Source organism: Natrononativus amylolyticus (assembly GCF_024362525.1).
Classification (GTDB): Archaea; Halobacteriota; Halobacteria; order Halobacteriales; family Natrialbaceae; genus Natrononativus; species Natrononativus amylolyticus.
In genome coordinates this window covers 2,315,058-2,336,822 of record NZ_CP101458.1, presented here as the reverse complement: position 1 = coordinate 2,336,822, position 21,765 = coordinate 2,315,058, and the positions used below count along the sequence as shown (strand labels likewise).

Annotated in this window: 23 protein-coding genes; 9 read left to right on the top strand and 14 right to left on the bottom strand. The window is 68.3% G+C overall.

The window, feature by feature from the left end:
- Positions 1 to 9: 9 nt before the first annotated feature.
- Entirely contained in the window at positions 10 to 411 is a 402-nt protein-coding gene (msrB, locus tag NMQ11_RS12280; protein ID WP_255168558.1) for a peptide-methionine (R)-S-oxide reductase MsrB, read from the bottom strand.
- A gap of 73 nt (positions 412 to 484) precedes the next feature.
- On the bottom strand, positions 485 to 646 hold the full coding sequence (locus tag NMQ11_RS12275; RefSeq protein WP_255168555.1) for a hypothetical protein: 162 nt from the start codon (positions 644 to 646) through the stop codon (positions 485 to 487).
- A 137-nt stretch (positions 647 to 783) separates the two neighbouring features.
- On the opposite strand from NMQ11_RS12275, the gene NMQ11_RS12270 reads away from it, so the two are divergent.
- Together NMQ11_RS12270 and NMQ11_RS12265 are read left to right on the top strand one after the other, a co-directional pair.
- Positions 784 to 1,302, top strand: coding sequence for a gamma carbonic anhydrase family protein (locus NMQ11_RS12270; protein WP_255168554.1), 519 nt, complete (start codon positions 784 to 786; stop codon positions 1,300 to 1,302).
- A gap of 57 nt (positions 1,303 to 1,359) precedes the next feature.
- Positions 1,360 to 2,586: an ornithine cyclodeaminase, nickel-pincer nucleotide-dependent gene (locus tag NMQ11_RS12265; RefSeq protein WP_255168553.1), complete on the top strand. Its 1,227-nt coding sequence runs from the start codon at positions 1,360 to 1,362 to the stop codon at positions 2,584 to 2,586.
- Between the two features lie 29 nt (positions 2,587 to 2,615).
- Here NMQ11_RS12265 and NMQ11_RS12260 read toward each other — a convergent pair whose 3' ends face one another.
- Entirely contained in the window at positions 2,616 to 3,371 is a 756-nt protein-coding gene (locus NMQ11_RS12260) for a hypothetical protein (protein ID WP_255168552.1), read from the bottom strand.
- 197 nt (positions 3,372 to 3,568) lie between these two features.
- Between NMQ11_RS12260 and NMQ11_RS12255 the strand changes: the two genes are divergently transcribed.
- The gene (locus NMQ11_RS12255; protein ID WP_255168550.1) at positions 3,569 to 4,519 is read left to right on the top strand and encodes a phytoene/squalene synthase family protein; all 951 of its coding nucleotides are present in this window, start codon (positions 3,569 to 3,571) and stop codon (positions 4,517 to 4,519) included.
- Between the two features lie 30 nt (positions 4,520 to 4,549).
- Here NMQ11_RS12255 and cruF read toward each other — a convergent pair whose 3' ends face one another.
- The 3 genes from cruF to NMQ11_RS12240 are packed head-to-tail and all read right to left on the bottom strand — an operon-like array spanning position 4,550 to position 7,787.
- A complete protein-coding gene (gene cruF, locus NMQ11_RS12250) occupies positions 4,550 to 5,401 on the bottom strand; it encodes a bisanhydrobacterioruberin hydratase (RefSeq protein ID WP_255168549.1) in 852 nt (283 codons plus the stop codon).
- Positions 5,394 to 6,266, bottom strand: a complete 873-nt coding sequence (locus tag NMQ11_RS12245) for a prenyltransferase (RefSeq protein ID WP_255168548.1) — start codon at positions 6,264 to 6,266, stop codon at positions 5,394 to 5,396. The genes cruF and NMQ11_RS12245 overlap by 8 nt, the downstream gene beginning before the upstream one ends.
- Positions 6,267 to 6,302: 36 nt before the next feature.
- Positions 6,303 to 7,787 (bottom strand): phytoene desaturase family protein, encoded by a 1,485-nt coding sequence (locus tag NMQ11_RS12240; RefSeq protein ID WP_255168547.1) that lies wholly within the window; start codon positions 7,785 to 7,787, stop codon positions 6,303 to 6,305.
- A 130-nt stretch (positions 7,788 to 7,917) separates the two neighbouring features.
- Between NMQ11_RS12240 and NMQ11_RS12235 the strand changes: the two genes are divergently transcribed.
- On the top strand, positions 7,918 to 8,625 hold the full coding sequence (locus tag NMQ11_RS12235) for an SDR family NAD(P)-dependent oxidoreductase (protein WP_255168545.1): 708 nt from the start codon (positions 7,918 to 7,920) through the stop codon (positions 8,623 to 8,625).
- Here NMQ11_RS12235 and NMQ11_RS12230 read toward each other — a convergent pair.
- The 3 genes from NMQ11_RS12230 to NMQ11_RS12220 form a co-directional block, all read right to left on the bottom strand.
- On the bottom strand, positions 8,616 to 8,942 hold the full coding sequence (locus tag NMQ11_RS12230) for a hypothetical protein (protein WP_255168544.1): 327 nt from the start codon (positions 8,940 to 8,942) through the stop codon (positions 8,616 to 8,618). The genes NMQ11_RS12235 and NMQ11_RS12230 overlap by 10 nt on opposite strands.
- Positions 8,943 to 9,022: 80 nt before the next feature.
- Entirely contained in the window at positions 9,023 to 9,547 is a 525-nt protein-coding gene (locus tag NMQ11_RS12225; RefSeq protein ID WP_255168542.1) for a YkgJ family cysteine cluster protein, read from the bottom strand.
- A 68-nt stretch (positions 9,548 to 9,615) separates the two neighbouring features.
- On the bottom strand, positions 9,616 to 10,347 hold the full coding sequence (locus NMQ11_RS12220; RefSeq protein ID WP_255168540.1) for a fumarylacetoacetate hydrolase family protein: 732 nt from the start codon (positions 10,345 to 10,347) through the stop codon (positions 9,616 to 9,618).
- 130 nt (positions 10,348 to 10,477) lie between these two features.
- Here NMQ11_RS12220 and NMQ11_RS12215 point away from each other — a divergent pair, with 130 nt between their 5' ends.
- Together NMQ11_RS12215 and NMQ11_RS12210 are read left to right on the top strand one after the other, a co-directional pair.
- Positions 10,478 to 13,519 (top strand): FAD-binding and (Fe-S)-binding domain-containing protein, encoded by a 3,042-nt coding sequence (locus NMQ11_RS12215; protein WP_255168538.1) that lies wholly within the window; start codon positions 10,478 to 10,480, stop codon positions 13,517 to 13,519.
- 212 nt (positions 13,520 to 13,731) lie between these two features.
- Positions 13,732 to 14,616, top strand: coding sequence for a sulfurtransferase (locus NMQ11_RS12210; protein ID WP_255168536.1), 885 nt, complete (start codon positions 13,732 to 13,734; stop codon positions 14,614 to 14,616).
- Between the two features lie 256 nt (positions 14,617 to 14,872).
- On the opposite strand, the gene NMQ11_RS12205 is transcribed toward NMQ11_RS12210, so the two are convergent.
- Complete coding sequence (locus NMQ11_RS12205; RefSeq protein WP_255168534.1) at positions 14,873 to 15,064, bottom strand: hypothetical protein; 192 nt, start codon at positions 15,062 to 15,064, stop codon at positions 14,873 to 14,875.
- Between the two features lie 71 nt (positions 15,065 to 15,135).
- The gene (locus tag NMQ11_RS12200) at positions 15,136 to 15,531 is read right to left on the bottom strand and encodes a DUF8009 family protein (RefSeq protein ID WP_255168533.1); all 396 of its coding nucleotides are present in this window, start codon (positions 15,529 to 15,531) and stop codon (positions 15,136 to 15,138) included.
- Positions 15,532 to 15,857: 326 nt separating this feature from the next.
- On the opposite strand from NMQ11_RS12200, the gene NMQ11_RS12195 reads away from it, so the two are divergent.
- Positions 15,858 to 16,391 carry a helix-turn-helix transcriptional regulator gene (locus tag NMQ11_RS12195; RefSeq protein ID WP_255168531.1) on the top strand — a complete coding sequence of 178 codons (534 nt, stop codon included), beginning with the start codon at positions 15,858 to 15,860 and terminating at the stop codon, positions 16,389 to 16,391.
- Positions 16,392 to 16,403: 12 nt separating this feature from the next.
- Here NMQ11_RS12195 and NMQ11_RS12190 read toward each other — a convergent pair whose 3' ends face one another.
- Together NMQ11_RS12190 and NMQ11_RS12185 are read right to left on the bottom strand one after the other, a co-directional pair.
- Positions 16,404 to 17,615: a M24 family metallopeptidase gene (locus tag NMQ11_RS12190; protein WP_255168529.1), complete on the bottom strand. Its 1,212-nt coding sequence runs from the start codon at positions 17,613 to 17,615 to the stop codon at positions 16,404 to 16,406.
- Positions 17,616 to 17,676: 61 nt separating this feature from the next.
- The gene (locus NMQ11_RS12185; RefSeq protein WP_255168527.1) at positions 17,677 to 18,561 is read right to left on the bottom strand and encodes a winged helix-turn-helix domain-containing protein; all 885 of its coding nucleotides are present in this window, start codon (positions 18,559 to 18,561) and stop codon (positions 17,677 to 17,679) included.
- A 164-nt stretch (positions 18,562 to 18,725) separates the two neighbouring features.
- On the opposite strand from NMQ11_RS12185, the gene NMQ11_RS12180 reads away from it, so the two are divergent.
- The gene (locus NMQ11_RS12180; RefSeq protein WP_255168525.1) at positions 18,726 to 19,601 is read left to right on the top strand and encodes a CPBP family intramembrane glutamic endopeptidase; all 876 of its coding nucleotides are present in this window, start codon (positions 18,726 to 18,728) and stop codon (positions 19,599 to 19,601) included.
- Between the two features lie 251 nt (positions 19,602 to 19,852).
- Complete coding sequence (locus tag NMQ11_RS12175; protein WP_255168522.1) at positions 19,853 to 20,524, top strand: class I SAM-dependent methyltransferase; 672 nt, start codon at positions 19,853 to 19,855, stop codon at positions 20,522 to 20,524.
- A 72-nt stretch (positions 20,525 to 20,596) separates the two neighbouring features.
- Here NMQ11_RS12175 and NMQ11_RS12170 read toward each other — a convergent pair whose 3' ends face one another.
- Positions 20,597 to 21,739, bottom strand: coding sequence for a citrate synthase/methylcitrate synthase (locus tag NMQ11_RS12170; protein ID WP_255168520.1), 1,143 nt, complete (start codon positions 21,737 to 21,739; stop codon positions 20,597 to 20,599).
- Between the last annotated feature and the right edge of the window lie 26 nt (positions 21,740 to 21,765).

The following is a 21,765-nucleotide window of genomic DNA, read 5'->3' as shown; positions in this document are numbered from 1 at the left end:
GGGCGCCGACTACTCGTCGTCGAACTCGAGGGCGACGGAGTTGATGCAGTAGCGTTTGCCCGTCGGCGCCGGCCCGTCCTCGAAGACGTGACCGAGGTGGCCCCCGCAGTTCGCACACAGCACCTCGATGCGGTCCATTCCGTGGCTCGTATCCCGCCGGGTCTCGATCCGGTCGTCGTCGACGTCGTAGAAGCTCGGCCAGCCACAGTCCGAGTCGTACTTCGTCTCCGAGTCGAACAGCACGGCGCCACAGCCGGCACAGGCGTAGCTCCCGTCGTCCTTGTGGTCGACGTACTCGCCGCTGAACGGCGCCTCGGTGCCGGCCTCCCGGAGGATCCGGTACTCCTCGTCGTCGAGTCTGTCGCGCCACTCCGCGTCGCTCGCGGGAAGGTCGCTCGTCTGGTCGCTCATGGCGCCCCGTAGGGGAGTGACCCGTAAGTGTCTGTCTCCCCCGGATCGGCTCGGGGTGCCGGCCGGGCCCGACCTACCGGCCCGTGATGACGTTCGTGCTGTGACACTCCGGGCACTGGGTCATCCGGCCGAGTTTCGGAACCTCGAGTCTGAGCCACTCGTCGCCGCCGCCGGGGGCCTCGAAGCCGCAGTTGAGACAGCGCGAGCGCTCGAGCGATCGGTGTTCGCTGGCCATGGTTGTGGTATGGCGTGCCACCGCAAAGTGATTTTCTAGCTCGAGCGTGAGAGTCAGCGCGCGCGACGAACTCCGGGCCGGGCGCCGCGCCGTCGCGGCGCGAAGAACTTTCCCGCTCGTCGGCGTGGGGGAGGGGTATGTCCGACCGAAGACGGTACGCCTTCGAGGGAACCGAACCGGAGATCCACGAGGACGCCCACGTCAGCCGCGAGTCGACGCTCGTCGGCGAGGTCGCGGTCGCGGCCGACGCGAGCGTCTGGCCCGGCGTCGTCCTCCGGGGGGACGTCGGCCCCGTTCGCATCGGGGAGTCGGCCCACGTCGGAGACAACGCGACGATTCACGCCTCGAGCGTCGGCGCTCGCGTGATGTGCGGCCACGGCGCGGTGTTGAACGACGCGGCCGTCCGCGAGGGCTCGCTCGTGGGGTTCAACGCGACGCTCAACTCGGACGTCGTCGTCGGCCGGGAGTGCATCGTCGCCTCGGGAACGACCGTCCCCGACGGCTACGACATTCCGGACCGGTCGTTCGTCCGGGGGGTTCCCGCCTCGGTGACGCCCCTCTCGGAGACGACGATCGACCCCGCCGCGACCTTCGAGGAGTACTCCTCGGGGGCGTACACGAACCTCGCCGAGCGCCACGGCGCGCTGTTCGAGTAACCCGGCGACCCGGTATCCACGCACAGATTCACGGTCGCCGGCCGCGAACACCCACCGATGACAGCCAGTCGCAGGGTCGAACTCGAGGGCCACATCATCGACTCGGGGACGATGGGGCGGTGTTTCGGCGCCGTGATGGACATGGGCGGGGAGTTCGACGTCGAGGCGTTCGAGGTCGGCCGCCACAAACACGAGGAGTCCTACTGCCGGATGGTCGTCTCCGCGGACGCCGAGGACCAACTCCAGGAGATCCTCCACGAACTCAATCAGAACGGGGCGATGATCGAGGGCCCCCGCGACGCCGTCCTCGAGCCCGCGCCGGCCGACCGGGTCGTTCCGGTCGACTTCTACTCGACGACGAACCACCCGACTGCGGTCCGGGTCGACGGCGAGTGGCTCGCCGTCGAGGGCCCCGAGATGGACTGCGCGCTCGTCGTCGAGGGCGAGGGCGACGACGCCACCGTCCGGACGCGCGTGCTGAACGCGATCGAGGCGGGCGACCGGGTCGTCACCGGCGACACCGGTATCCGCGTCGAGCCGCCGGAGCGCCCCCGCTCGAGGGGCAGCTCCTTCGGGTTCATGCAGGGCGGGGTCTCGAGCGAGCGCCCGTCGGCCTCGCTGATCGCCGAGATCGCCGACGAGATGCGCGCCGTCAACGAGCGCGACGGCACCGTGCTGGCGGTCTGCGGGCCGGCCATCGTCCACTCCGGCGGGCGGGACGCCCTCGCGGAGCTGGTCCGTGCGGGCTACGTCGACGCCGTCAGCGCGGGCAACGGCTTCGCCGTCCACGACCTCGAGCGGGACCTGTACGGGACCTCCCTCGGCGTCGACACGGAAACCCTGGAGCACCCGCGAAAGGGGCACAAACACCACATCTACACGATCAGCGAGATCGGGCGCGCCGGCGGGATCGAGGCCGCCGTCGAGGAAGGTGTCGTCCGGGGCGGCGTGATGTACGAGTGCGTCCGGAACGACGTTCCGTACGTGCTCGCGGGATCGATCCGGGACGACGGCCCGCTGCCGGAGACGATCACGGACGCGATCGAGGCCCAGGACGCGATCCGCGAGCAGGCCCACGAGGCCGACCTCGTGCTCATGCTCTCGACGCTGTTGCACTCCGTCGCCGTCGGCAACTGCCTGCCGTCGACGACGAAAACCGTCTGCGTCGACATCAACCCCGCGACCGTCACGCAGCTGCTCGACCGCGGCAGCGCGCAGGCCATCGGGATGGTCACCGACATCGGGACCTTCCTGCCGATGCTCGCCGACACGCTCCGGGAGTGAGACGGACGGTCAGCCGTTGAGCCGGCCGACTACTCCGCTTCGTCCGCCGCCCGCGCCTCCTCCACCCACTCGGGCTCCTCGAGCGGGAACGCCTCTCGCGTCTCGAGGACCATCGTCTCCTCGACCGCCCGATCGCCGACCTCCGCGTCGAGCTGAAGCCGCTCGATGTAGCCGGCGTCGGTCAGCGAGAGCGTAAACGAGGCGTTCTCGTACGACCAGATATCGCCTGCGCCCTCGAGGTGGATTCGGTCGCCGTCCTCCTCGACGGCGTCGGTTCGGTCGTAGAACTCGACCGGCGGGGCCGGCGGCTCGGGCTCGAGCAAGCCGACCGAGACGTTTCGAGCGTGGGTGACGTCTCCGCTGTCGTTGACCTGCTTGCCGTAGTTCTCCCCGTCGGTGATCCAGATCCGGTGTTCGTGGGTCGGATCCGCCGTGAGGTTCTCCGGAGCCTGTTCCCAGTGTTCGACGACGACCAGCGCGGGAGTCCCGTTCGCGCCGACCGTCTCCGACGTGATGACGGTGGAGTCGACCGTGCCGCTCTCGTCCGCCGTGGTGCGGATCGTCGTCTGCTCGTAGACGTCGTCCTCCAGGGCGTCGAAGTGAGCGGCGTGGAGTTGCTCGGGGTCGGAGACGCCGTCGGCAGTGACCCCCGGAAGCAGTTCCTCGGGCTCCGGATCGACGGGTTCGTCGACGCCGTAGGGCTCGCGGTCGGTCCCGTCCGCGAACCCGCCACAGCCGGCGAGAACGACGAGCAGGACGACCACGACCGTGCGAGCGGCGACCATTTTCTCCCCGTTTCGACTACTGTCGTATATACTTGACTCTCAGCTGACTCGAGGTGCTGTGGCCGTCGGTCGAACCCCCAGACCGGGCCGTCTGGCGTCCGCGCCCGGAACCCAACCTCGTGAGGGCGAGCCCTTTTATACCTCTCTGTTGAACTAAACGTATTGAATCGCTGTCACGCAGAGGTGAGAGGGTGAGAATGCAACGGGAACACATCGCCGCCGGCAAGGACATTCAGCGACGGACCGGGAAGACGTTCTACCTCGCGACCCGGTTTCTCCCGAAGCGAGTCCGGCACGCGACGCACGTCCTGTACGCGTTCTTTCGGATCGCCGACGAGGTCGTCGACGACGCCGCCGACGTCCCGGCAGAGGAGCAGGCCGCTCGCCTCGAGGAGCTCCGGAAACAGGCGCTCGGTACCGCCGAACCCGACGAACCGGTTCTCGTCGCGTTCTCCCAGCTCAGAGAACGCGACGGCATCGCCGACGAGGAAGTCGACGAGTTCATCGACGCCATGGCGACCGACATCCACACCAGCCGCTACGAGACGTACGCCGACCTCGAGACGTACATGCGCGGTTCGGCGGCCGCCGTCGGCGTGATGATGACGGCGATCATGAAGCCCGACGACGAGGCGGCGGCGCTCCCCCACGCGATCAAACTCGGCGAGGCGTTCCAGCTGACGAACTTCCTGCGGGACGTCCGCGAGGACGTCACCGAGCGCGACCGGATCTACATCCCCCTGGAGACGCTTCGGTCCCACGGCGTGAGCGAGGCACAGATCGAACGACTCGAGAGCGACGAGGCGTTCGAGGCGGCGATGGCCGAGGAGCTCCAGCGAACCGAGTCGCTCTACCGCGAGGGCGTCGCCGGCATCCGGTACCTCCCCGAGGACTGTCAGCTGCCGGTGTTGCTCGCGGCGGTGCTGTACGCCGAACACCACACCGTCATCCGCAACCAGGGGTACGACGTGCTCACCGAGGAGCCGTCGCTGTCGACGGCGCGCAAGCTCTGGTGTGTCGCGAAGACCCGCTGGCACTGGCACTTACACCGGGACCCGGAGGCGGTGTTCGAACGGGTCTCGGCGGTTCCGAGCGCCGAGACGGGCTCGCGAGGGCCGAGCCACGGCGAGGGCGTGCCAACGCGGTAGTTCGCCGCCCGCTCGTGTTTCCCGCCTCGATCAGCCCGTCGGTTTCGCCGTCTCGAGGAACGCGTAATCGTACCGCCCCGTCCCGAGAAGGCCCAGGCAGAAGCCGCCGGCGACGGCGGCGGCGATCCAGTTGCCGTACAGCAGGTTGATCGACCCCCACAGGAGCACGAAGCTCACGAGGTCGTCTAAGATGAACTCGCAGTTCCGGACTCGCGCGAGCAGCGCCTCCCGGTCGAACGCGAGGTCGACGAGGAGAACGGCGACGGTGCCCGAGATCACCCAGCCGACGTAGTTCGAGACGGGGACGCCGTAGTAGACGCCCTCTTCGAACGCCCAGAAGCCGACGGCGACGGCGGCCGGGTCGAGCACGAGGTCGATCGCCACCACGGCCGCGATGGCGACCGGGAGCCTGACGAGAGCGCTGTCGGCCCACGACCCGCACAACAGCAGCGTGAGCAGGTAGGCGTTGAGCACCAGCGGGATGAAAAACAGTGGGAGCGCGAGGGGTACCTCTCCCAGCAGCATCGGCCCCAGCTGGATCGTGTACTCGAAGGCGCCGTAGGGCCAGTCGGTTCGCACGCCGACCATCTCGATCGCGTAGGTGTAGACCGTCAGGACGCCGAGACAGCCCAGCGCCCACCACCCCACTCTCGGGAGGAGCCCGACGAGCAGCGGCGAGCGCATCACGAACGTTCCGAAGAGGATCAGGAGCGGGTTGTACTCGAGCGGCCCCGGCAGCCACCCCTCCGCGCTGGCGACCAGCGTGATCGCGCCGATGGCGGGGAAGACGACGGCGATCGTAAAGCGGTTCTCGCGGACGATCGACTCGAGGCGCCGTTGCACCTCCGTTCGCGTCAGTCCGTCCCGACTCGAGTCAGCCATAGAACACCCCCCAGAGCCCGCCCATCGTCAGGGCAGCGCCGACGACGGTGTTGATCGCGGGGAACCACCAGTAGGCGCGGGAGACGCCGACGCTCGAGGCCGCGACGGCCGCGACGAGCGCGGGGTAGACGCCCATGAGCGCGCCGAGGCGGAGATCGATCGCAGCGAACGCCGCGGCGGCGGCGAGCCAGCAGAGTCCGCAGTAGGCGTAGGTGCGGCCCTCGCCGAGGACCGTTGCGGTGGTCCGGATTCCCGCCTCGCGGTCGGGGCCGATGTCGGGAATCGCGGAGAAGGTGTGCATCCCCATCGCCCACAGCCAGCCGCCGACGATGGCGAGCAGCGGCGGCTGACTGCCGGCGACTGCAAGATACGCAACGATACCCGGAACGACGTACAGCCCGTTCGAGATCGAATCGAGCAGGGGCGTCGTCTTGAACCGAAGCGGCGGCGCGCTGTAGGACGCACCGAGGAACAGAAAGACGCCGAACCAGACTAACGCGGTCGTCGGAAGAACGGGGACGAACGCGAGCGCCAGCGCCGCCGAGAGCGCGACGGCGATCGGAACGAACCGCTGGCCCCGATACCGGGCCTCTCTGTCCTCTTTCTTGGGGTTCTCGGCGTCGATCTCGCGGTCGTAGACGTCGTTGATCCCGTAGAGGAACACGTTCGCCGGCAGCAGGAAGTACGCGAACAACGCGACGACCGTCGGCTCGAGCAACTCTCCGACCGACGAGGCGGCGTAGGCGACCCCGACCAGGACGGGGCCGGCGAGGTAGAGCCAGAAGCGCGGTCTCGAGAGGGTGAGCAGGTACGAGAGCCGGTCTACGAGCCCGCCGTCGACCGCCGTAGTTCGGTTAGCGACCACGCGGGCACCTCCGCCGCCGCTGCGTGATTCGCCCGGTCATTCGGCGTGATCCTCGAGCACCTTCTCGGCTGTCAGCTCCCCGCTGATGAGACACATCGGGACGCCGATTCCCGGCGTCGTGTACGACCCCGTGAAGTAGAGGCCGTCGACCTCCTTCGAGCGGTGGGGCGGCCGGAACAGCGAGGTCTGGCGGAGCGTGTGGGCCATCCCGAGGGCGGTCCCCCGAAAGCTGTTGTAGCGGTCGGCGAACTCGGAGACGCAGAACTGTTCCTCGACGACGATCCGGTCGCGCAGATCGGTGCCCGTGTGGGTAGCGAGATCCGCAAGCACCAGCTCTCGGTAGGCCTCGCGGTGTTCGGCGGTGTCCTCGAGTCCCGGCGCGATCGGAACCAGGATGAAGAGGTTGCTGTGGCCCTCCGGAGCCACCGTGTCGTCGGTTTCGGAGGGGGCACAGCAGTAGTAGGCGGGATCGTCGGGCCAGGCGGGCTCGTCGAAGATCTGTGCGAAGTGCTCCTCCCAGTCGGTCGGCAGGACGAGGGTGTGGTGGGCGAGTTCGGGCAGGTCGCCCTCGACGCCGAGATAGAGCAAAAAGGCGGAGGGGGCGTAGGTTCGGGACTCCCAGTAGGCCTCGCTGTAGCCTCGCTTTTCGGGGGGGAGCAGCTCCTGTTCGGTGTGGGCGTAGTCGGCGTTGCTCACCACGAGATCCGCCGTCAGCGGTCCCGTCGGCGTCTCGATCAGAAAGCCGCCCTCGCGGCCCTTGATTTCGGTCGCGGGCCGGTCGGTGTCGTAGGTGACCCCGAGTTTGGTCCCGAGTTCGGCGATGCCGTCGATCACGCCGCCGAGGCCGTTCTCGGGGTACCAGACGCCGAGGTTGAAGTCGACGTGGCTCATCAGGTTGTACAGCGCGGGCGTGTTCCGCGGGGAGCCGCCCAGAAATACCAGCGTGTACTGTACGATCTGCTGGAGCTTCGGGTGGTCGAAGTAGTCCTCGACGTGGCCCTGCATCGAGCCAAGCAGCGACAGGCCGCGGGCCTGGCGGGCGACGTCGGGGTCGACGTAATCCCGTAGGCGCTCGCGGTCCTCGTAGACGAAGTGTTCCATCCCCACCTCGTAGTTCTCGCGGGATTTCTCGAGGTAGCGATCCAGCGCCCCGCCGGCGCCCGGTTCGTAGCTCTCGAAGATCCGCTTCGTTCGCTCCCTGTCGGGGGTGACGTCGACCTCGTCCCCGTCTTTGAAGAAGAGTCGGTAGTGCGGGTCGAGGTGCGTGAGATCGTAATATTCCGTCGGCATTCGGCCGAACTCCGCGAAAAAGCGCTCGAAGACGTCGGGCATCAGATACCACGAGGGACCCATATCGAAGCGAAAGCCGTCGACCTCGAGTCGGCTCGCCCGGCCGCCGAGCTGTTCGTTTTTCTCGATGACGTGAACGTCCGCCCCCGCGTCGGCGAGATAACAGGCAGTCGAGAGCCCGCCGACGCCGGCGCCGATCACGACGACCGACTCACCGGCCAGCGATTTCATGCTCGAGACGAGCATCGGCTCGGTGATAAACGTATGTCATACTCACGTCGGTCGCGTCGCCGCCTGCCTCCGGTTTCGAGTCCAGGCGACGATGAGCGGGTTCCTTGTGTGAGCGGACGGTACGGGTCGTATGGACGAGACGACAGTCGTCGTGACGGGCGGCACCGGCGGAATCGGTCGCACAGCGGCAAGGGTGTTCGCCGACGAGGGTGCGACCGTCGTCCTCGGCGCTCGAGACGCCGACGCGGTGTCCGAAGCCGTGACGGAACTCGAGGAGTCGGGCGCGACGGCGACCGGGCTTCGGACGGACGTCCGTGACGAGTTCGACGTCGAGCGGCTGATGGAAACCGCCTCGAGAGCAGGCGAGTCGGGCGGAATCGACGTCGTCGTCGCCGCGGCCGGCGTCTACCACGGCGAACCGGGGGAGACGCCGACCGATCGGGAGTCGTACGCAGCGTTCGACGACCAGTGGCGGACGAACGCCCGCGGCGTGTTTGTGGCGATCAGGGAGGCGCTCCCCCACCTGACCGGTGAGGGGCGCGTGCTGGTTCCGACGGGGGCGGTCGCTCGAGAGGCGAAACCGGGCTACGGCGCCTACGCGGTATCGAAAGCCGGCGCGGAGGCGGTCGTTCGCGGGTTCGCCGCCGACACCGACTACACCGTGGCCTGCCTCGACCCGGGACAGGTGGCGACGGAGCTCACGGGCGGTCGGGGACGCGACCCCGACACCGTCGCCGGCATGTTCGTCTGGGCGGCGACGGCGGCCGATCCCGACGAGATCGACGGCGCGGTCGTCGGGCTCCAGGAGTGGAAGCAGGAGAGCCGAGATCAGTCCTGAACGTCGCTCTCCTCGCTCGCCTCGTCTTTGACGTGCTCGCGGGCGAACTCCGAGAGCGACTCCATCTCGAGGCTGTCGCCGAGCGACTCGAGGGCGTCGCCGACCGACTCGCGCGGGCTGAGCTCTCGTTCGGTTTCTGCCGTGTCGAAGACCGTGTTCGTCTCGTCGTCGTACTCGCCCTCGAAGAAGCTCCGGGTGTCCTCGTCGAAGTACAGCGGTTTGCCCGACTGCATCGAGCCGACGAACCGCGTGTGGCGCTCGTCGTGGTGGTCGAACGATTTCGACGCCTCGCCGCGGTCGGTGGGATCGTATGGCATACTCGCGCTACCACGGACCGCCTGACAACTGTTTTGATTGCGACAGTCGGACCCCGAACGGCCACGCCTCGGCGTGTCGGCTACAGCGCCCGGTCGCTGTCGGGGTTCTCGAGCTCCCACAGCACCTCGGGGAGAAAGGCCTCGAGGTGCTCGATCACGCGCCGGTCGCTGACGTTCAGCCCCTCGCAGTGCTCGTGTGCGGACTCCCGAATGTCGACGTGGAGGCCGTCGGACTCGCGCCAGACGCCGAGGGGAAACACCGAACACCGCGTCGGCTTCCAGTCCGCCTCGAGGTGGAGCGAGCAGAGGCCGTCCTCCCGGAGAAAGGCGCAGGCGCGGCCGTCGTCGTCGACGTGTTCGTCGCGGCCTTTCTCCTCGCGGGTGACGAACTTCTCGCCCCGGAAGTCGGTCGTCGTCTCCGCGAGGTTCGCCCGCGCGGCGAGTTCGATCAGATCCCGGTCGTACAGCAAGACGCCGTGGTGACAGCACCAGGTGCAGTCGTCGACGCACTCGAACGTGAGGTCGGGGTCGAACTCGACGACCGCCTCGCGGTCGGGGTAGACCTCGACGCGGCGGGGCGCATCCTGGGCTGGGTCGGTGCTCACGCCCACCGAGAGGCGGTCCGCGCGGAAGTGTCTTTCACTCCGCGCTCGAGCCTCGAGTGAGCGGCGTGTTACGACCGTCCGTCGTTCCCGCTCGAGACCGCGTTCACCAGCGTCCCGATGCCCTCGTACGTGATCTCCACGGTGTCGCCGGGCTCGAGCAGCCCCGGGTTCGCCGGGCTGCCGAAGGCGACGACGTCGTCCGGCCGGAGGGTGAACCGCTTCGAGAGGTAGGAGACGACCTCGTAGGGGTCGAACAGCATCAGTTCCGTACTCGCCTCCTGTCGGCGCTCGCCCGCGACGTCGGTTCGCATCTCGAGGCTCGTCGGGTCGACGTCGGTCTCGAGCCACGGCCCGAGCGGCGCGGAGCCGTCGAACGCCTTTCTGGCGGTGCGCCCCTGCTGGTCCAGCGCATCGATGTCGTTCAGGATCGCGTAGCCGCGGACGGCCTCGGGCACCTCCTCTGGCTCGAGGTCGCGACAGCGTCGGTCGATCACGGCCGCCAGCTCCCCCGCGTAGGTCAGCTCGTCGGTGAAGTCTGGGTAGGTGATCGCCTCCCCGTGGCCCAGCAGCGCCGTCGGCGGCTTGATGAAGAAGTCCGGTTCGTCGGGCCGTTCGTACTCCATCTGCTCGAGCGTTTCCGCGTAGTTCCGCCCGACGCAGTACAGCGCCGACGGCTCGCAGGGCGGGAGGAGTCGTCCGTCCCGTCCGACCTCGTAGGCACCGTCGTCGGCGTACACGGTCCCGTCCTCGTAGCGTCCGGCGACCGGCCCCGCCGGCGTCGACAGTCGTGCGAGTCGCATACCCCCTCTCCGTCGTCCCGACGGGTAGCCGTACCGATTCGGCCTGTGGCGGCCGCCGTCGGCTGTTCGAACCGCTCGTGAGACGATGTCTGACACAGCGTATATCCGGCCGCGCCCCGAAGGCGACGGTATGGCCGTTGAGGATTTCGACACCCTCGAGAGGGAATCACCACACCCCGGCAGAAGCGACGTCGCCGAGTACGCCGCCCTGGCGCGGGCGCTCCGCGGGCGGGTCGACGGCGGCGTCGAGTTCGACGAGTACGCGCAGGTGCTGTACGCCACCGACGGCAGCATCTACCAGGCCCGCCCCGCCGGGGTCGTCTACCCGACCGACGTCGAGGACGTTCGCGCGGCCGTCGAAACGGCCGCCGAGTTCGGCGTTCCCGTCCTCCCGCGGGGCGCCGGCTCCTCGCTCGCCGGACAGGCCGTCGGCCCCGGCTGCGTGGTGCTCGACTGCTCGAGGCACATGAACGAGATCCTCGAGGTCGACCCGGAGGCGCGGCTGGCGCGGGTACAACCCGGCGTCGTCCAGGACCACCTCGACGCCCGCCTCGCCGACCACGGGCTCAAGTTCGCACCCGACCCGGCCTCCTCGAACCGGGCGACCGTCGGCGGCGGTATCGGCAACAACTCGACGGGCGCCCACTCGGTGCGCTACGGGATCACGGACGCCTACGTCGAAGAGCTCCGGGTGGTGCTCGCCGACGGCTCGCTGATCCACACGCGCGACGTCGTCGTCGATAGCCCGGAGTGGGAGGAGATCGTCTCGAGAGACGACCGGGAGGCGGCGATCTACGAGACTGTCCGGGCGCTCGTCGAGGACAACGCCGACGAGATCGAATCCCGCTACCCCGAACTCAAGCGGTCGGTGAGCGGCTACAACCTCCACAAGGTGATCAGGGAAACCGAGGCAGGCGAGCGCGTGATCAACCTCTCGAAGCTCCTGGCGGGCAGCGAGGGCACCCTCGGGGTGGTCGTCGAGGCGACGCTCTCGCTCGTCACCGTGCCCGAGGAGACCGCGCTCGCCGTCTACTGGTACGACGACTTGCTCGAGGCCCTCGCCGCGGTGCCGGTCGCCCTCGAGGGCCCCGTCGGCGGCGTCGAGTTGATGGACGACGAGGTGTTCAGGCTCGCCCGCGAGTCCGAGGGCTACGCGGCGTACGCCCGGCCGGTGCCCGAGGGGACCGAGGCGGCGCTGATGCTCGAGTTCGACTCCGAACTCGTCGACGACTTCGAGGCGACGATCGCGGAGACCACCGAGCGGTTGGTCGCCGACGGCCCGGACGAGACCGGCGCCTTCGGCGTCCTCGAGGCCGACGATCCCGCCGAGCAGGCTGACCTCTGGAAGCTCCGGAAGGCCGCCATCCCGCTGCTGATGAGCATGGCGGGCGACCCGAAGCCGTACCCGTTCATCGAGGACGCCTCGGTGCCGCCGGCGGAACTTGCCGAGTACGTCGGGCGCTTCGAGGGGATCCTCGCGGACCACGACACCTCCGCGGCTTACTTCGCCCACGCGGGGTCGGGAACGCTACACATTCGGCCGATCCTCAACCTGAAAACCGAGGACGGGGTCGAGACGATGCACTCGATCACCGACGACGTGACGGATCTGGTTCTGGAGTACGGCGGCTCCTTCTCGGGCGAACACGGCGACGGGATGGCCCGAACGGAGTTCACACCGAAGATGTACGGCCCGCAGCTCTGGGCGGCCTTCAAGGAACTCAAGACGGCGTTCGATCCCGACTGGCAGCTCCACCCGGGCAACGTCGTCTACCGCGACGGCCCCGACGATCCGGGGCCGGACTCCGACCGGGGCATCGGCGCCGACATGCGCGAGAACCTCCGGTACGGGCCGGCCTATCAGTCCCTCGAGCCCCAGACGACCCTCGACTTCACGGAGGAGGGCGGCTTCTCTCACCTCGTCGAGCTCTGTAACGGCTGTGGCACCTGCCGACAGACGGAGTCGGACGTGATGTGTCCGACGTATCGCGCCTCCGGGGAGGAGATCCAGACGACCCGCGGCCGGGCGAACCTGCTCCGGGCGGCGATTTCGGGGGAGCTGCCGCCCGAGGAGCTCGCGTCCGAACGGTTCCAGTCCGAGGTGCTCGACCTCTGTGTCGGCTGCAAGGGCTGTGCGAGCGACTGTCCGACCGGAGTCGACCTGGCGAAGCTCAAAGCGGAGGTCAAACACCGGTACCACGAAGAGGAGGGGGCGAGCCTGCGCTCGCGGCTCTTCGCGGATATCGATCGGCTGGCCGCACTCGGCGCCGCGACGGCCCCCGCGTCGAACTGGCTGGCGCGGTTGCCGGGCGCCCGCGTCGCGATGGAGAAGACGCTCGGAATCGCTCGAGAGCGCGAGCTGCCGACCTTTCAGCGTCACACCCTTCACGACTGGTTCGCGGCTCGAGGCGGCCCGCGGGTTCCGGAGTCCGCGGCCCAGCGGCGGGTCGTGCTGTTTCCGGACACCTACAGCGCGTACTGCGATCCGGCGCCCGCGAGAGCCGCCGTCAGGGTGCTCGAGGCCGCCGACGTTCACGTCCGAATCCCGGACGACCTCGCGGCGAGCGGGCGGGCGGCGTACTCGACGGGCGTTCTCGACCGGGCGCGGCTGCGGGCCCGCCACAACGTCGAGGCGTTGGCCCCGTTCGTCGAAGCGGGCTGGTCGGTGCTGTTCGTCGAACCCTCCGACGCGGTGATGTTCCAGGACGAGTACCGCGGCCTGCTCCTCGGGCCCGACACCCCCGAACTGTACGCCGAAACCGTCCGGCGCGTCTGTGAGGCCTCGGCCGGCGTCTGCGAGTACCTCGACCGCGAGCGCCTGGACGAGTCGATCGCGTTCGACACCTCCGGCGAGACGCTCGCCTACCACGGTCACTGCAACCAGAAGGCGGTCGGCGCCGACCACCACGCGGTCGGGGTGTTGCGACGGGCCGGCTACGCGGTCGACCCCGTGGAGGCGACCTGCTGTGGAATGGCCGGCTCGTTCGGCTACGAGGCCGAGCACTACGAGCTCTCGCAGGCGATCGGTCGGCTGCTGTTCGACGCCGTCGACGCGAGCGGCGGCGAACCGGTGGCGCCGGGCACCTCGTGTCGGACCCAGCTCGGCGACCGGCCGGGAGCGGAGCCACCGTCCCACCCGCTCGAGAAGCTCGCCGACGCGCTCGAGCGGTGACGACGTTCGGCGAGTCCTGGCGTCCGGGAGCCCGGCAGTCGTTGCCGCGGTCGACGAGCCGCCGGTCCGACTCTCGTTCGAACTCGACCGGGAGCACGGCTCTGTACCGGCCGATCGCCGCCAACCCCGGCGACGCCGCGCTCGTCGTAGAAACGGGGCAAACGTACCCCGGCTGTTAGCCTTTTGGCCCTGCTCGTCGGACTCTCCCTCGCATGAGCGAGTACGACAGCGACGTGTTAGTCACGGCGGACTGGGTCGAAGACCACTTAGCGGAGTTCGAGTCGGACGACCCCGACTACCGGCTGGTCGAGATCGAGAGCCCGGAGCCACCGGACGACGAGTTCCCCTCGAAGTACCACGAGGGTCACATCCCCGGCGCGATCGGCCTCAACTGGGCGGAGGACCTCTCGGACGAGACCCAGCGGGACATCCTCAAGAAGGACGACTTCGAGGAACTGGTCGGGAGCCGCGGCATCGACGCGGAGTCGACGGTGGTCTTCTACGGCAACGGCCACATTCCCAACTGGTTCGCGGTCTTCGCCTACTGGGAGTTCAAATACTACGGCCACGAGGACGCTCGGGTGCTCGACGGCGGGAAGGACTACTGGGTCAACAACGACTACCCGTTGACCCAGGACGAACCGGAGTATCCCGCAGTCGAGTACGCCGCCCGCGGCCCCTTCGAGAGCATCCGGTCGTACAAGGACGACGTGGACAAGGCCCGTGAGGCCGGCCTCCCGATGGTCGACGTTCGCTCGCCCGCGGAGTTCACCGGGGAGATCCTCGCCCCAGAGGGGCTCGACGAGACGGCCCAGCGCGGCGGCCACATTCCGGGCGCGTCGAACGTCCCCGTCGCCGAAAACTTGCGAGACGACGGCCGCTTCAAGCCACCGGAGGAGCTCGAGGCCCGCTACCAGGAGGAGGGGATCGACGGCGACGAGACGGTCGTCACCTACTGCCGGGTGGGCGAGCGCTCGGCGATCGCTTGGTTCGCCCTCAGCGAACTGCTCGGCTACGAGGACGTCCACAACTACGACGGCTCCTGGACCGAGTGGGGGAACTTGATCCGCGTGCCGATAGAGACAGGGGAGAACTGAGCGAAGCGAAGTTCTCCCGAAGGCGAACGGGGAGTGCGAGGCTGAGCGAACGAAGTGAGCGAAGCCTCGAGGCGGAGCGGTGAGCCGAAGGCGGACCGCGGAGCGGGCGAGGGTTGAGCGAAGCGAGATCCTCGAGGAAGTGAACGGGGAGGGTACGACCCGTGAGCAGGGCGAGGCTAACCGGCGTGTAGTTAACTCCCGAGACGGGGCCAGCGCTGACCTCCCTCGAGCCGATCCGCCGCGTCGGACGGGGCGCTTACTGCTCGACCAGCAGGTACGTCCGCGAACCGCGGTGCTCGAGCGAGACGCGGTCGGTTCCCACGCTGTCGCGGACGAACTCGCGAACGCCCGCGGCGTCCATCTCGGAGACGTCGATGCGTCGGCGCGTCGGTTCTGGCGTGGGCTCCTCGAGTGGCTCCTCTTCGATCCGGTCGACGATCAGGGTCATACACTCACATTATCTGTACAGTACGTGAATGCGACCCGTCCGGGGTGAAAGTGAAAGTAGTCGGCTCGGGCTCAGCCGAGTCGCTTTACGTCGACCGCGTGATTTCCGTCGCCGGCGTCGAGTTCCACCCGGTCGACGACCGACTCGCGAGCGCGGGTTCGCCAGTCGTCGATCGCCGCCTCGTGGCGCTCGCGGGCGGCGTCGACGTCGGCCGCGCCGGCGTCGAGGGTCGGATACGCAGCGCGGACGTCCTCGGGGAGCAGGGCCCGGGGCTCGAGGTGAATCGCGCCCGTCACCTCCCGGTCGTCGGTGTGGTAGACGTGAAGCCGGGCGCGCATTCGGCCGTGAAACGGTGGCGTGACCCGCAACACCGCTGTTCCGGGGTTCTCCCGCCCGTAGACGAACGCGTCGACGACGTCCTCGGGAGACACCGCGAACGAGCGGATCGCGGACGGGTCGTCGGTCATCGGTCGACCTTGGACCCGCGGAAAGTTATAATAGCCACTGAACGTCAGTACACACCTGCTCGCGCAGGCTCGCCCGAAGCCGTCCGCACCGCGTCGGTTTCGGGCGTCGCGTGCGAGCAGTGTGTAACCCGTTTCAGTTGTTACTATCGATGTCGCGTCGGCTCCGCTGTCTTTCGTATCCGTCTCGAGAAGCGCGGTACGTCCCCTTCTGGACTCGGTTTCGGGGGATCCGTACACGCGTGTCTCACACGACTCGAGCGAACCCGATCCGACGTTTGGACGGATTTGTGAACAGCCCTTTTATGTCCCCACTCGAGCGTTCGGCCATGAGTCGCCGACCCCTCCCTCCAGTCGCCGACGCGAAACGAACGCTCAGACGAACGACGCTCCTCGCCGCCGGCGCCGCCGCGCTGGCGCTGACCGTGGGAGCACAGAGCGCTGCCGGCGTGACGACCGCCACCCGGGGACGCGCGCGGAGTGCCCTGCAAGCGGTCGTCGGTGCGATTCCCGCGCCGTCCCCGTCGGACGACACCGACCGGGACGCAGAGGTCGAAAACGGGTCGGTCACGCGGTCGTCGGAGCACCCAACGACGCGCGAACAGCTCCTCGACTGCGGTCACGTCCCGCGAACGTACGTCAGTGAGGTCCTCTTCGAGCACGGCGGTCGGGTGAAACAGTGCCGGTTCGTCGAGGAGTACGGCTGGTCCGCCTCGACGATCAGCAGACTCCTCACCGAACTCGAGGAGGACGGCGAGATCGAGCGCTACCGCATCGGGCGCGAGAAGGTCGTCAGCCTGCCCGAGACGCGACGGCCGGTGGCCGCGGAGTCGGCGGCTCCCGCCACGGGAGACGCCGAGTGACCGTCCGAAGCGCTACTCCACCGGAATGATGTTTCTTTCGAGGTCGCGCGGGTAGTAGGTGAGCCACTCGATTCCGTCCTCCGTGATCGCGATCGTATCCGAGTGGCGGTAGCCGTACGTGTCTGTGTAGATGCCGGGTTCGATGGTCCAGACGTTGCCCGGCCGCATCACCGCGTCCTCCTCACCGTAGCTCGTGTGTTCGCTCTCGCAGTGTTCGCCCCAGCCGCGGTCGATGTACGGCGGCTCGTGGCCGTCCATCCCGATGTTGTGACCGACGTGGTGCTGGGCGAGGTCGGTGACGCCCTGCTCCTCGAAGTACTCGGTGACCGCGTCGTCGACCGCCGAAATCGGGACGCCCGGTCCGAGCTCCTCGATGGCGATCGTCTGGGCCTCGAGCATGAGCTCGAAGTAGTGTTCCTGTTCGTCCGTCGGGTCGCCGAGGAACATCGTCCGCTCGAGTTCGGAGTGGTAGCCGTCGACGTTCGCCGAGGCGCCGGTGACGAGGACGTCACCCTCCTCGAGCCGGCGGTTCGCGGTGTGGCCGTGGGGGAGTTTGGTTTGCTCGCCGGTGATGTAGCCGGCGTACACCGGGCCACTCCCCCGCGTGCGGGCGACGTACCGGTCGCCGAGAGCGTCGAGCATCGCCCGCGAGGCGTCGGTCGTCGCGCGCTGGCTCGCGGTGGCGGGGTGTTCACCGGGTTCTGTGTACTCTGCGAGGTAGCGGTGGCCGAGGTTCGCCCACGTCGCGGACTCGCGGATCAGGTCGATTTCGGCGTCGGTCTTCTCCCAGCGCATCCTGGGAACCCACTTCTGGGTGTCGACCGAAACGTCGGCGACCGCCGACAGCGACGGTCCCTGGTAGCCCATGGTACCCGGCGCACCGTCTTTGTCCGCAGCGACCGATTCGACGCCCAGGCCCTCGAGCATCTCCGCCGCGACGGCGATCGGGCGGCCGCCGGGGTAATCGGCGTAGTGGTGAACCGCGTCGATCCGCGGGTTGGTCTCGACGCGCTCGACCTCGAGTCGCGGCACGGTGATCTCGATCCGATCCTCCGTCACGACCAGCGCGACCGGCCGCTCGGTCTGGATGTGGTCGAAGCCGGTCAGGTACTCGATGCTCGTCGCGCCGAACCAGACGCCAGCGTCGGTGCCGGCTTCGGCGATCCGGTCGCGGACGGTCTCGAGGCGGTCGTCGAACTCGCTCTCTGGAAGTCGTGTTGCCATACCACACCCTCGTTCGGGCGGATCAAAAAGGGTTCAGAAGGCGGAACCCGCCGTCACGCGCTCACCCCGTACCCTCGCCGCCGGCGTTCCGTTCGATCGTGACCACCGAGAGCGCCCCGTCGACGACCAGCTCGAGTTCGTCGTCGCCCTGGCGGTGGCTGATCCCGATTCTGAGGGGGTCGTCGCACTCGACGACCACCTCGATCGGGTCCCAGAACACGGGCGACCAGTACGGCTCCGTTCGCACGTCGATAGCGTGGTCGTGATAGAACGAGACGACGGCCGGATGGTGGAGACACACCGTTCCGAACGGGATCTCCACGAACGCACCACACCGTCCGCAGCGCGTCCTGACTTCGGTTTCCCCTCGGACGTCCGCCGCCTCGAGCGCCCAGGTTAGCGACCCGTAACACCACGGACACACCCCCTCCTGGGACAGCTCGAGGTCGCGTCGGGTCCGCAGCGTCATCAGTCGAACCACGGCGGAGAGCTGCCGGTCGGCGACCGCCCCCCGAGGCAGGAGGTTCCTGAACCAGTGGTCGTTGGGACAGGAGACCTCGAGCAGACTGTCCTCGTAGCTCGCCGAGAGGGTCTCGCCACAGAGCGGACACGGGTCGTCGACCTCGCCGGCGAGGGGTTCGTCTGCCCGGTCGTACGTTCCCGCGATAATCGCGGTGACGACGTTCAGCCCGCTCGCTGAGAGGCGGTACCCCCCGTCCGTCTCGACGACGTACCGCCCCACGAGCTGCTGGAGGTGGTAGTTGAAGTTTCCCGAGTCGCGGCGGCCGACCGCCCGTCGGAGATCGGAGAAGCCGAGCGCCGGCTCCCCCGGTTGCGCCCGAAGTCGCTCGGTCAGCGCCTCGAGGATGCGCAACCGCGTCTCGTCGGACAGTAGATCGAAGGCGTCCCCGACCGTTTCCTCGAGCGTGGGCTCTTTTCCCCCCATACGAGTGCTACCGGCGCGGTGAGCAAATCTGTTCGGGGGTTCCGAGGATTCCCTGAACTCGGGGCATCCAGCCGCGAGCTTCGGCCTCTCGCCGGAGATGTTAGTGTTTCTACTGTACGACGATGCTGGATCGAACTAATAGCCCCCTCGTGCGACACACTCCCATGACGACGCGACTGATCGACGGCACCGAACCCGCGCCAGACGAACTGACTCGTGCGAGCCGCCTCCTCGGCTTTACCGTCCTCGCCCTGGGCCTCTCCTGGATCTGGTGGATCGGTGTCGACCGGTGGGCCGGCGGGCTATCGATGGTGACGATGAGCATCGGGGCGTTCGGTCCCCCGGTCGCCGCCGTGCTCGTCGCGACGGCAGCCGGTGACCGCGACGAACTCCGCGACCGACTGCTACGCTGGCGAGTCGACGCGCGGTGGTACGCCCTCGTGTTTCTCGGCCCGCCGCTGTTGATCGTGGCGACCGTCGGTGGCTACGTCGCGATCGGGGGCCGGGTCGACACGTCGTACCTCATGCCGCTGTGGACGTACCCGGTCCTGCTGGTGATGACGTCGTTGATCGGCGGCGGCCAGGAGGAACTCGGCTGGCGCGGCTACGCGCTCCCGCACCTGCAGGCGCGGGTCGGACCGCTCGCCGCGAGCGTCGGGATCGGCCTGCTCTGGGCGGTCTGGCACTATCCACTGTTCGCTCTCGGGTTCGCGCGCATCGGCTCGGGGCTGTTCTCGGTGTACGTCGTCTTCGCGGTTGCCACGTCGGTGCTGTTCACCTGGGCGTACAACGGAAGCGGCGGCAGTGTCCCCCTGCTCGTGGCGTTTCACGGCGGGTTCAACGCCGCCAACTCGTACGTCCCGTTCCCCGCCGATCTCAGCACCGCGTGGCTGCTTCGCGGGGAAGCCGTGCTGATCGCCGTCCTCTGTGCGGCCGCCCTGATCGCGATCGTCCTCGTCGGCCCTTCGCTCGGCCGCGACCACGCGGCCGGCGGCCCGTCAGACGACGCGACGCGGTCGTCCGTTGCCACCGACGACTGACGGGCCTCGGTACCGCTTCGGCTCCGGCGTCTTCCATCCGCTCCTCGGGCGGGGTCCGCTTCCGGTCGAACTCCCCGACGCACTTCGACCGTGGCCGGACCCTTCGACCGCGACGTCACACGCGCCCCGATCCGGGACGCTGCGGTCGAGGAGACACCGTTGTTGAGAGACGCTGCCGTCTACACGGCGAACTAACCGCTCCCTATTTAGCAGGCACAACTGTTCTCCGCGTCTCTCTCCTTGAAACAGGTATGCACACGAACGACCACTCGACCGCCGACACGCTCGAGCGGACGCCCGATCGATCGATGACGCTCGAGGAAATCCGTGACGTGTACGCCGAGCAGGCCGACCTGATGGACCGGATGCACTGGATGGATCGACTTCTGATGGGGCGGTATCGGCGTCGACTCTTCGGGACGGCCAGGGGTCGCGTACTGGACGTCGCCTGCGGTATGGGGACGAACCGTCGGTATCTTCCCGAGTCGGTCGAGTACGTCGGCATCGACGCCAGCCCGGAAATGCTGTCGAAGGCGCGCGACCGGATCCAGCCGATAGACCCCGGTGCCACGTTCTGGAACATGGACGCCCAGGCGCTCGAGTTTCCCGACGATAGCTTCGACACCGTCATTTCGTCACTTTCGACCTGTACGTTCCCCGATCCGATCGCGGCGCTGCAGGAGATGGAACGGGTGTGCAAGCCGAACGGACGGATCCTGCTCCTCGAGCACGGTCGAAGCGACGTGGGCGCGATAGCGCGCGTGCAGGACTTGCGTGCCGGCGCGCACTTCGAGAAACACGCGTGCCGGTTGAATCAGGAACCGGTCGCACTCGTCAGGCGGGCCGGGCTCGACGTTCGGGCGACGGTCACGCGACTGTTCGGGATCCTCACGGCTATCGACGCACGGCCCGACCAGCACTGAAGGCCGACCCGACCAGCACCGACGGCCCGGCAACTCGGAACGCCACGACCGTCTCGCCGTGGTCGGGGTTGTCTAGCGCTCCTCGAGCGGCGTCCATTCTCTCCCACGCTCGCCGACGTAGCGCGAGCGCGGCCGGACGATCCGGTTGTCCGAGAGCTGCTCGAGACAGTGGGCCGTCCAGCCGCCGACCCGGGAGACGGCGAACGTCGCGCTGAAGAGGTCCCGCGGGATGCCGACGCCGTTGAGCAGGACGGCGGTGTAGAACTCGACGTTGGCCGCGAGCGAGAGGTCGGGTTTGCGTTCAGCCAGCAGCTCCTGGGCGGTCTCCTCGGTTTCGCGGGCGGACTCGAAGAACGATTCGTCGCCACCGTCCTCAGCACGGTAGAACGTCTCCGCGGCGCTCGAGAGCACCGCCGCTCGCGGGTCGCGCACGCGGTAGACGCGGTGGCCGAAGCCCATCAGCCGCTCGCCCGAATCGAGCTTTGCGGCGAGGACGGCCTCGATATCGTCCGCCTCATGTGTCTCCTCGAGCATGTCGAGGACCGGTCCCGGCGCGCCGCCGTGGAGCGGTCCCTTGAGCGCGCCGACGCCGCCCGTGACCGCCGAGATCACGTCTGACTCCGTCGAGGCGATCGCTCTCGAAGTAAAGGTCGAGGCGTTGAACCCGTGGTCGATCACGGTGTTCAGGTACGTCTCGAGGCCGCGAACGTCGGCCCCGGTCGGCTCCTCGCCGGTGAGCATGAAGAGGTAGTTGCCGGCGTGGCTCAGGTCGTCACGCGGCTCGAGCGGCTCCTCTCCCTGTCGGGCCCGCCAGTAGGTCGCCACGATCGTCGGCAGTTGTGCGACCGCGAGTCGGGCGTCCGCCTCGGGGTCCTCGTCGCCGTCGCGGGCGAGGCTCGCGCTCGCGATCCCCATCCGGAGCGCGTCCATCGCGGGCTGGCGGTTTTCGCCGGCGGCGACGACCACGTCGCGCGTGGTAGGAGCCAGCGCGCGGCGCTCGCGGAGGTCGTCGGAAAACGCCTCGAGCTCGTCGCTCGTCGGGAGCCGGTCCTCGTACAGCAGAAACAGCGTCTCCTCGAAGCGGGCGTTCTCGGCGAGTTCAGCGAGGGGGAACCCGCCGATGGTGAGTTCACCTCGTTCGCCGTCGATCGTACTGAGTCGCGTCTCGTCGACGACGACGCCATCGAGTCCCTTGTGGACGGTTTCTTCAGACATACGCCTACCGACGGGAGGCTCCCCCT

Excerpts from the sequence above, each read along its gene's own strand:
- NMQ11_RS12170 (WP_255168520.1), bottom strand. The coding sequence starts at position 21,739 with ATGTCTGAAGAAACCGTCCACAAGGGACTCGATGGCGTCGTCGTCGAC.
- NMQ11_RS12260 (WP_255168552.1), bottom strand. The coding sequence starts at position 3,371 with ATGGTCGCCGCTCGCACGGTCGTGGTCGTCCTGCTCGTCGTTCTCGCC.
- msrB (WP_255168558.1), bottom strand. The coding sequence starts at position 411 with ATGAGCGACCAGACGAGCGACCTTCCCGCGAGCGACGCGGAGTGGCGC.
- NMQ11_RS12240 (WP_255168547.1), bottom strand. The coding sequence starts at position 7,787 with ATGAAATCGCTGGCCGGTGAGTCGGTCGTCGTGATCGGCGCCGGCGTC.
- NMQ11_RS12230 (WP_255168544.1), bottom strand. The coding sequence starts at position 8,942 with ATGCCATACGATCCCACCGACCGCGGCGAGGCGTCGAAATCGTTCGAC.
- NMQ11_RS12255 (WP_255168550.1), top strand. The coding sequence starts at position 3,569 with ATGCAACGGGAACACATCGCCGCCGGCAAGGACATTCAGCGACGGACC.
- NMQ11_RS12235 (WP_255168545.1), top strand. The coding sequence starts at position 7,918 with ATGGACGAGACGACAGTCGTCGTGACGGGCGGCACCGGCGGAATCGGT.
- NMQ11_RS12210 (WP_255168536.1), top strand. The coding sequence starts at position 13,732 with ATGAGCGAGTACGACAGCGACGTGTTAGTCACGGCGGACTGGGTCGAA.
- NMQ11_RS12215 (WP_255168538.1), top strand. The coding sequence starts at position 10,478 with ATGGCCGTTGAGGATTTCGACACCCTCGAGAGGGAATCACCACACCCC.
- NMQ11_RS12220 (WP_255168540.1), bottom strand. The coding sequence starts at position 10,347 with ATGCGACTCGCACGACTGTCGACGCCGGCGGGGCCGGTCGCCGGACGC.
- NMQ11_RS12270 (WP_255168554.1), top strand. The coding sequence starts at position 784 with ATGTCCGACCGAAGACGGTACGCCTTCGAGGGAACCGAACCGGAGATC.
- NMQ11_RS12205 (WP_255168534.1), bottom strand. The coding sequence starts at position 15,064 with ATGACCCTGATCGTCGACCGGATCGAAGAGGAGCCACTCGAGGAGCCC.
- NMQ11_RS12180 (WP_255168525.1), top strand. The coding sequence starts at position 18,726 with ATGACGACGCGACTGATCGACGGCACCGAACCCGCGCCAGACGAACTG.
- NMQ11_RS12195 (WP_255168531.1), top strand. The coding sequence starts at position 15,858 with ATGAGTCGCCGACCCCTCCCTCCAGTCGCCGACGCGAAACGAACGCTC.
- NMQ11_RS12265 (WP_255168553.1), top strand. The coding sequence starts at position 1,360 with ATGACAGCCAGTCGCAGGGTCGAACTCGAGGGCCACATCATCGACTCG.
- NMQ11_RS12190 (WP_255168529.1), bottom strand. The coding sequence starts at position 17,615 with ATGGCAACACGACTTCCAGAGAGCGAGTTCGACGACCGCCTCGAGACC.
- cruF (WP_255168549.1), bottom strand. The coding sequence starts at position 5,401 with ATGGCTGACTCGAGTCGGGACGGACTGACGCGAACGGAGGTGCAACGG.
- NMQ11_RS12175 (WP_255168522.1), top strand. The coding sequence starts at position 19,853 with ATGCACACGAACGACCACTCGACCGCCGACACGCTCGAGCGGACGCCC.
- NMQ11_RS12275 (WP_255168555.1), bottom strand. The coding sequence starts at position 646 with ATGGCCAGCGAACACCGATCGCTCGAGCGCTCGCGCTGTCTCAACTGC.
- NMQ11_RS12185 (WP_255168527.1), bottom strand. The coding sequence starts at position 18,561 with ATGGGGGGAAAAGAGCCCACGCTCGAGGAAACGGTCGGGGACGCCTTC.
- NMQ11_RS12200 (WP_255168533.1), bottom strand. The coding sequence starts at position 15,531 with ATGACCGACGACCCGTCCGCGATCCGCTCGTTCGCGGTGTCTCCCGAG.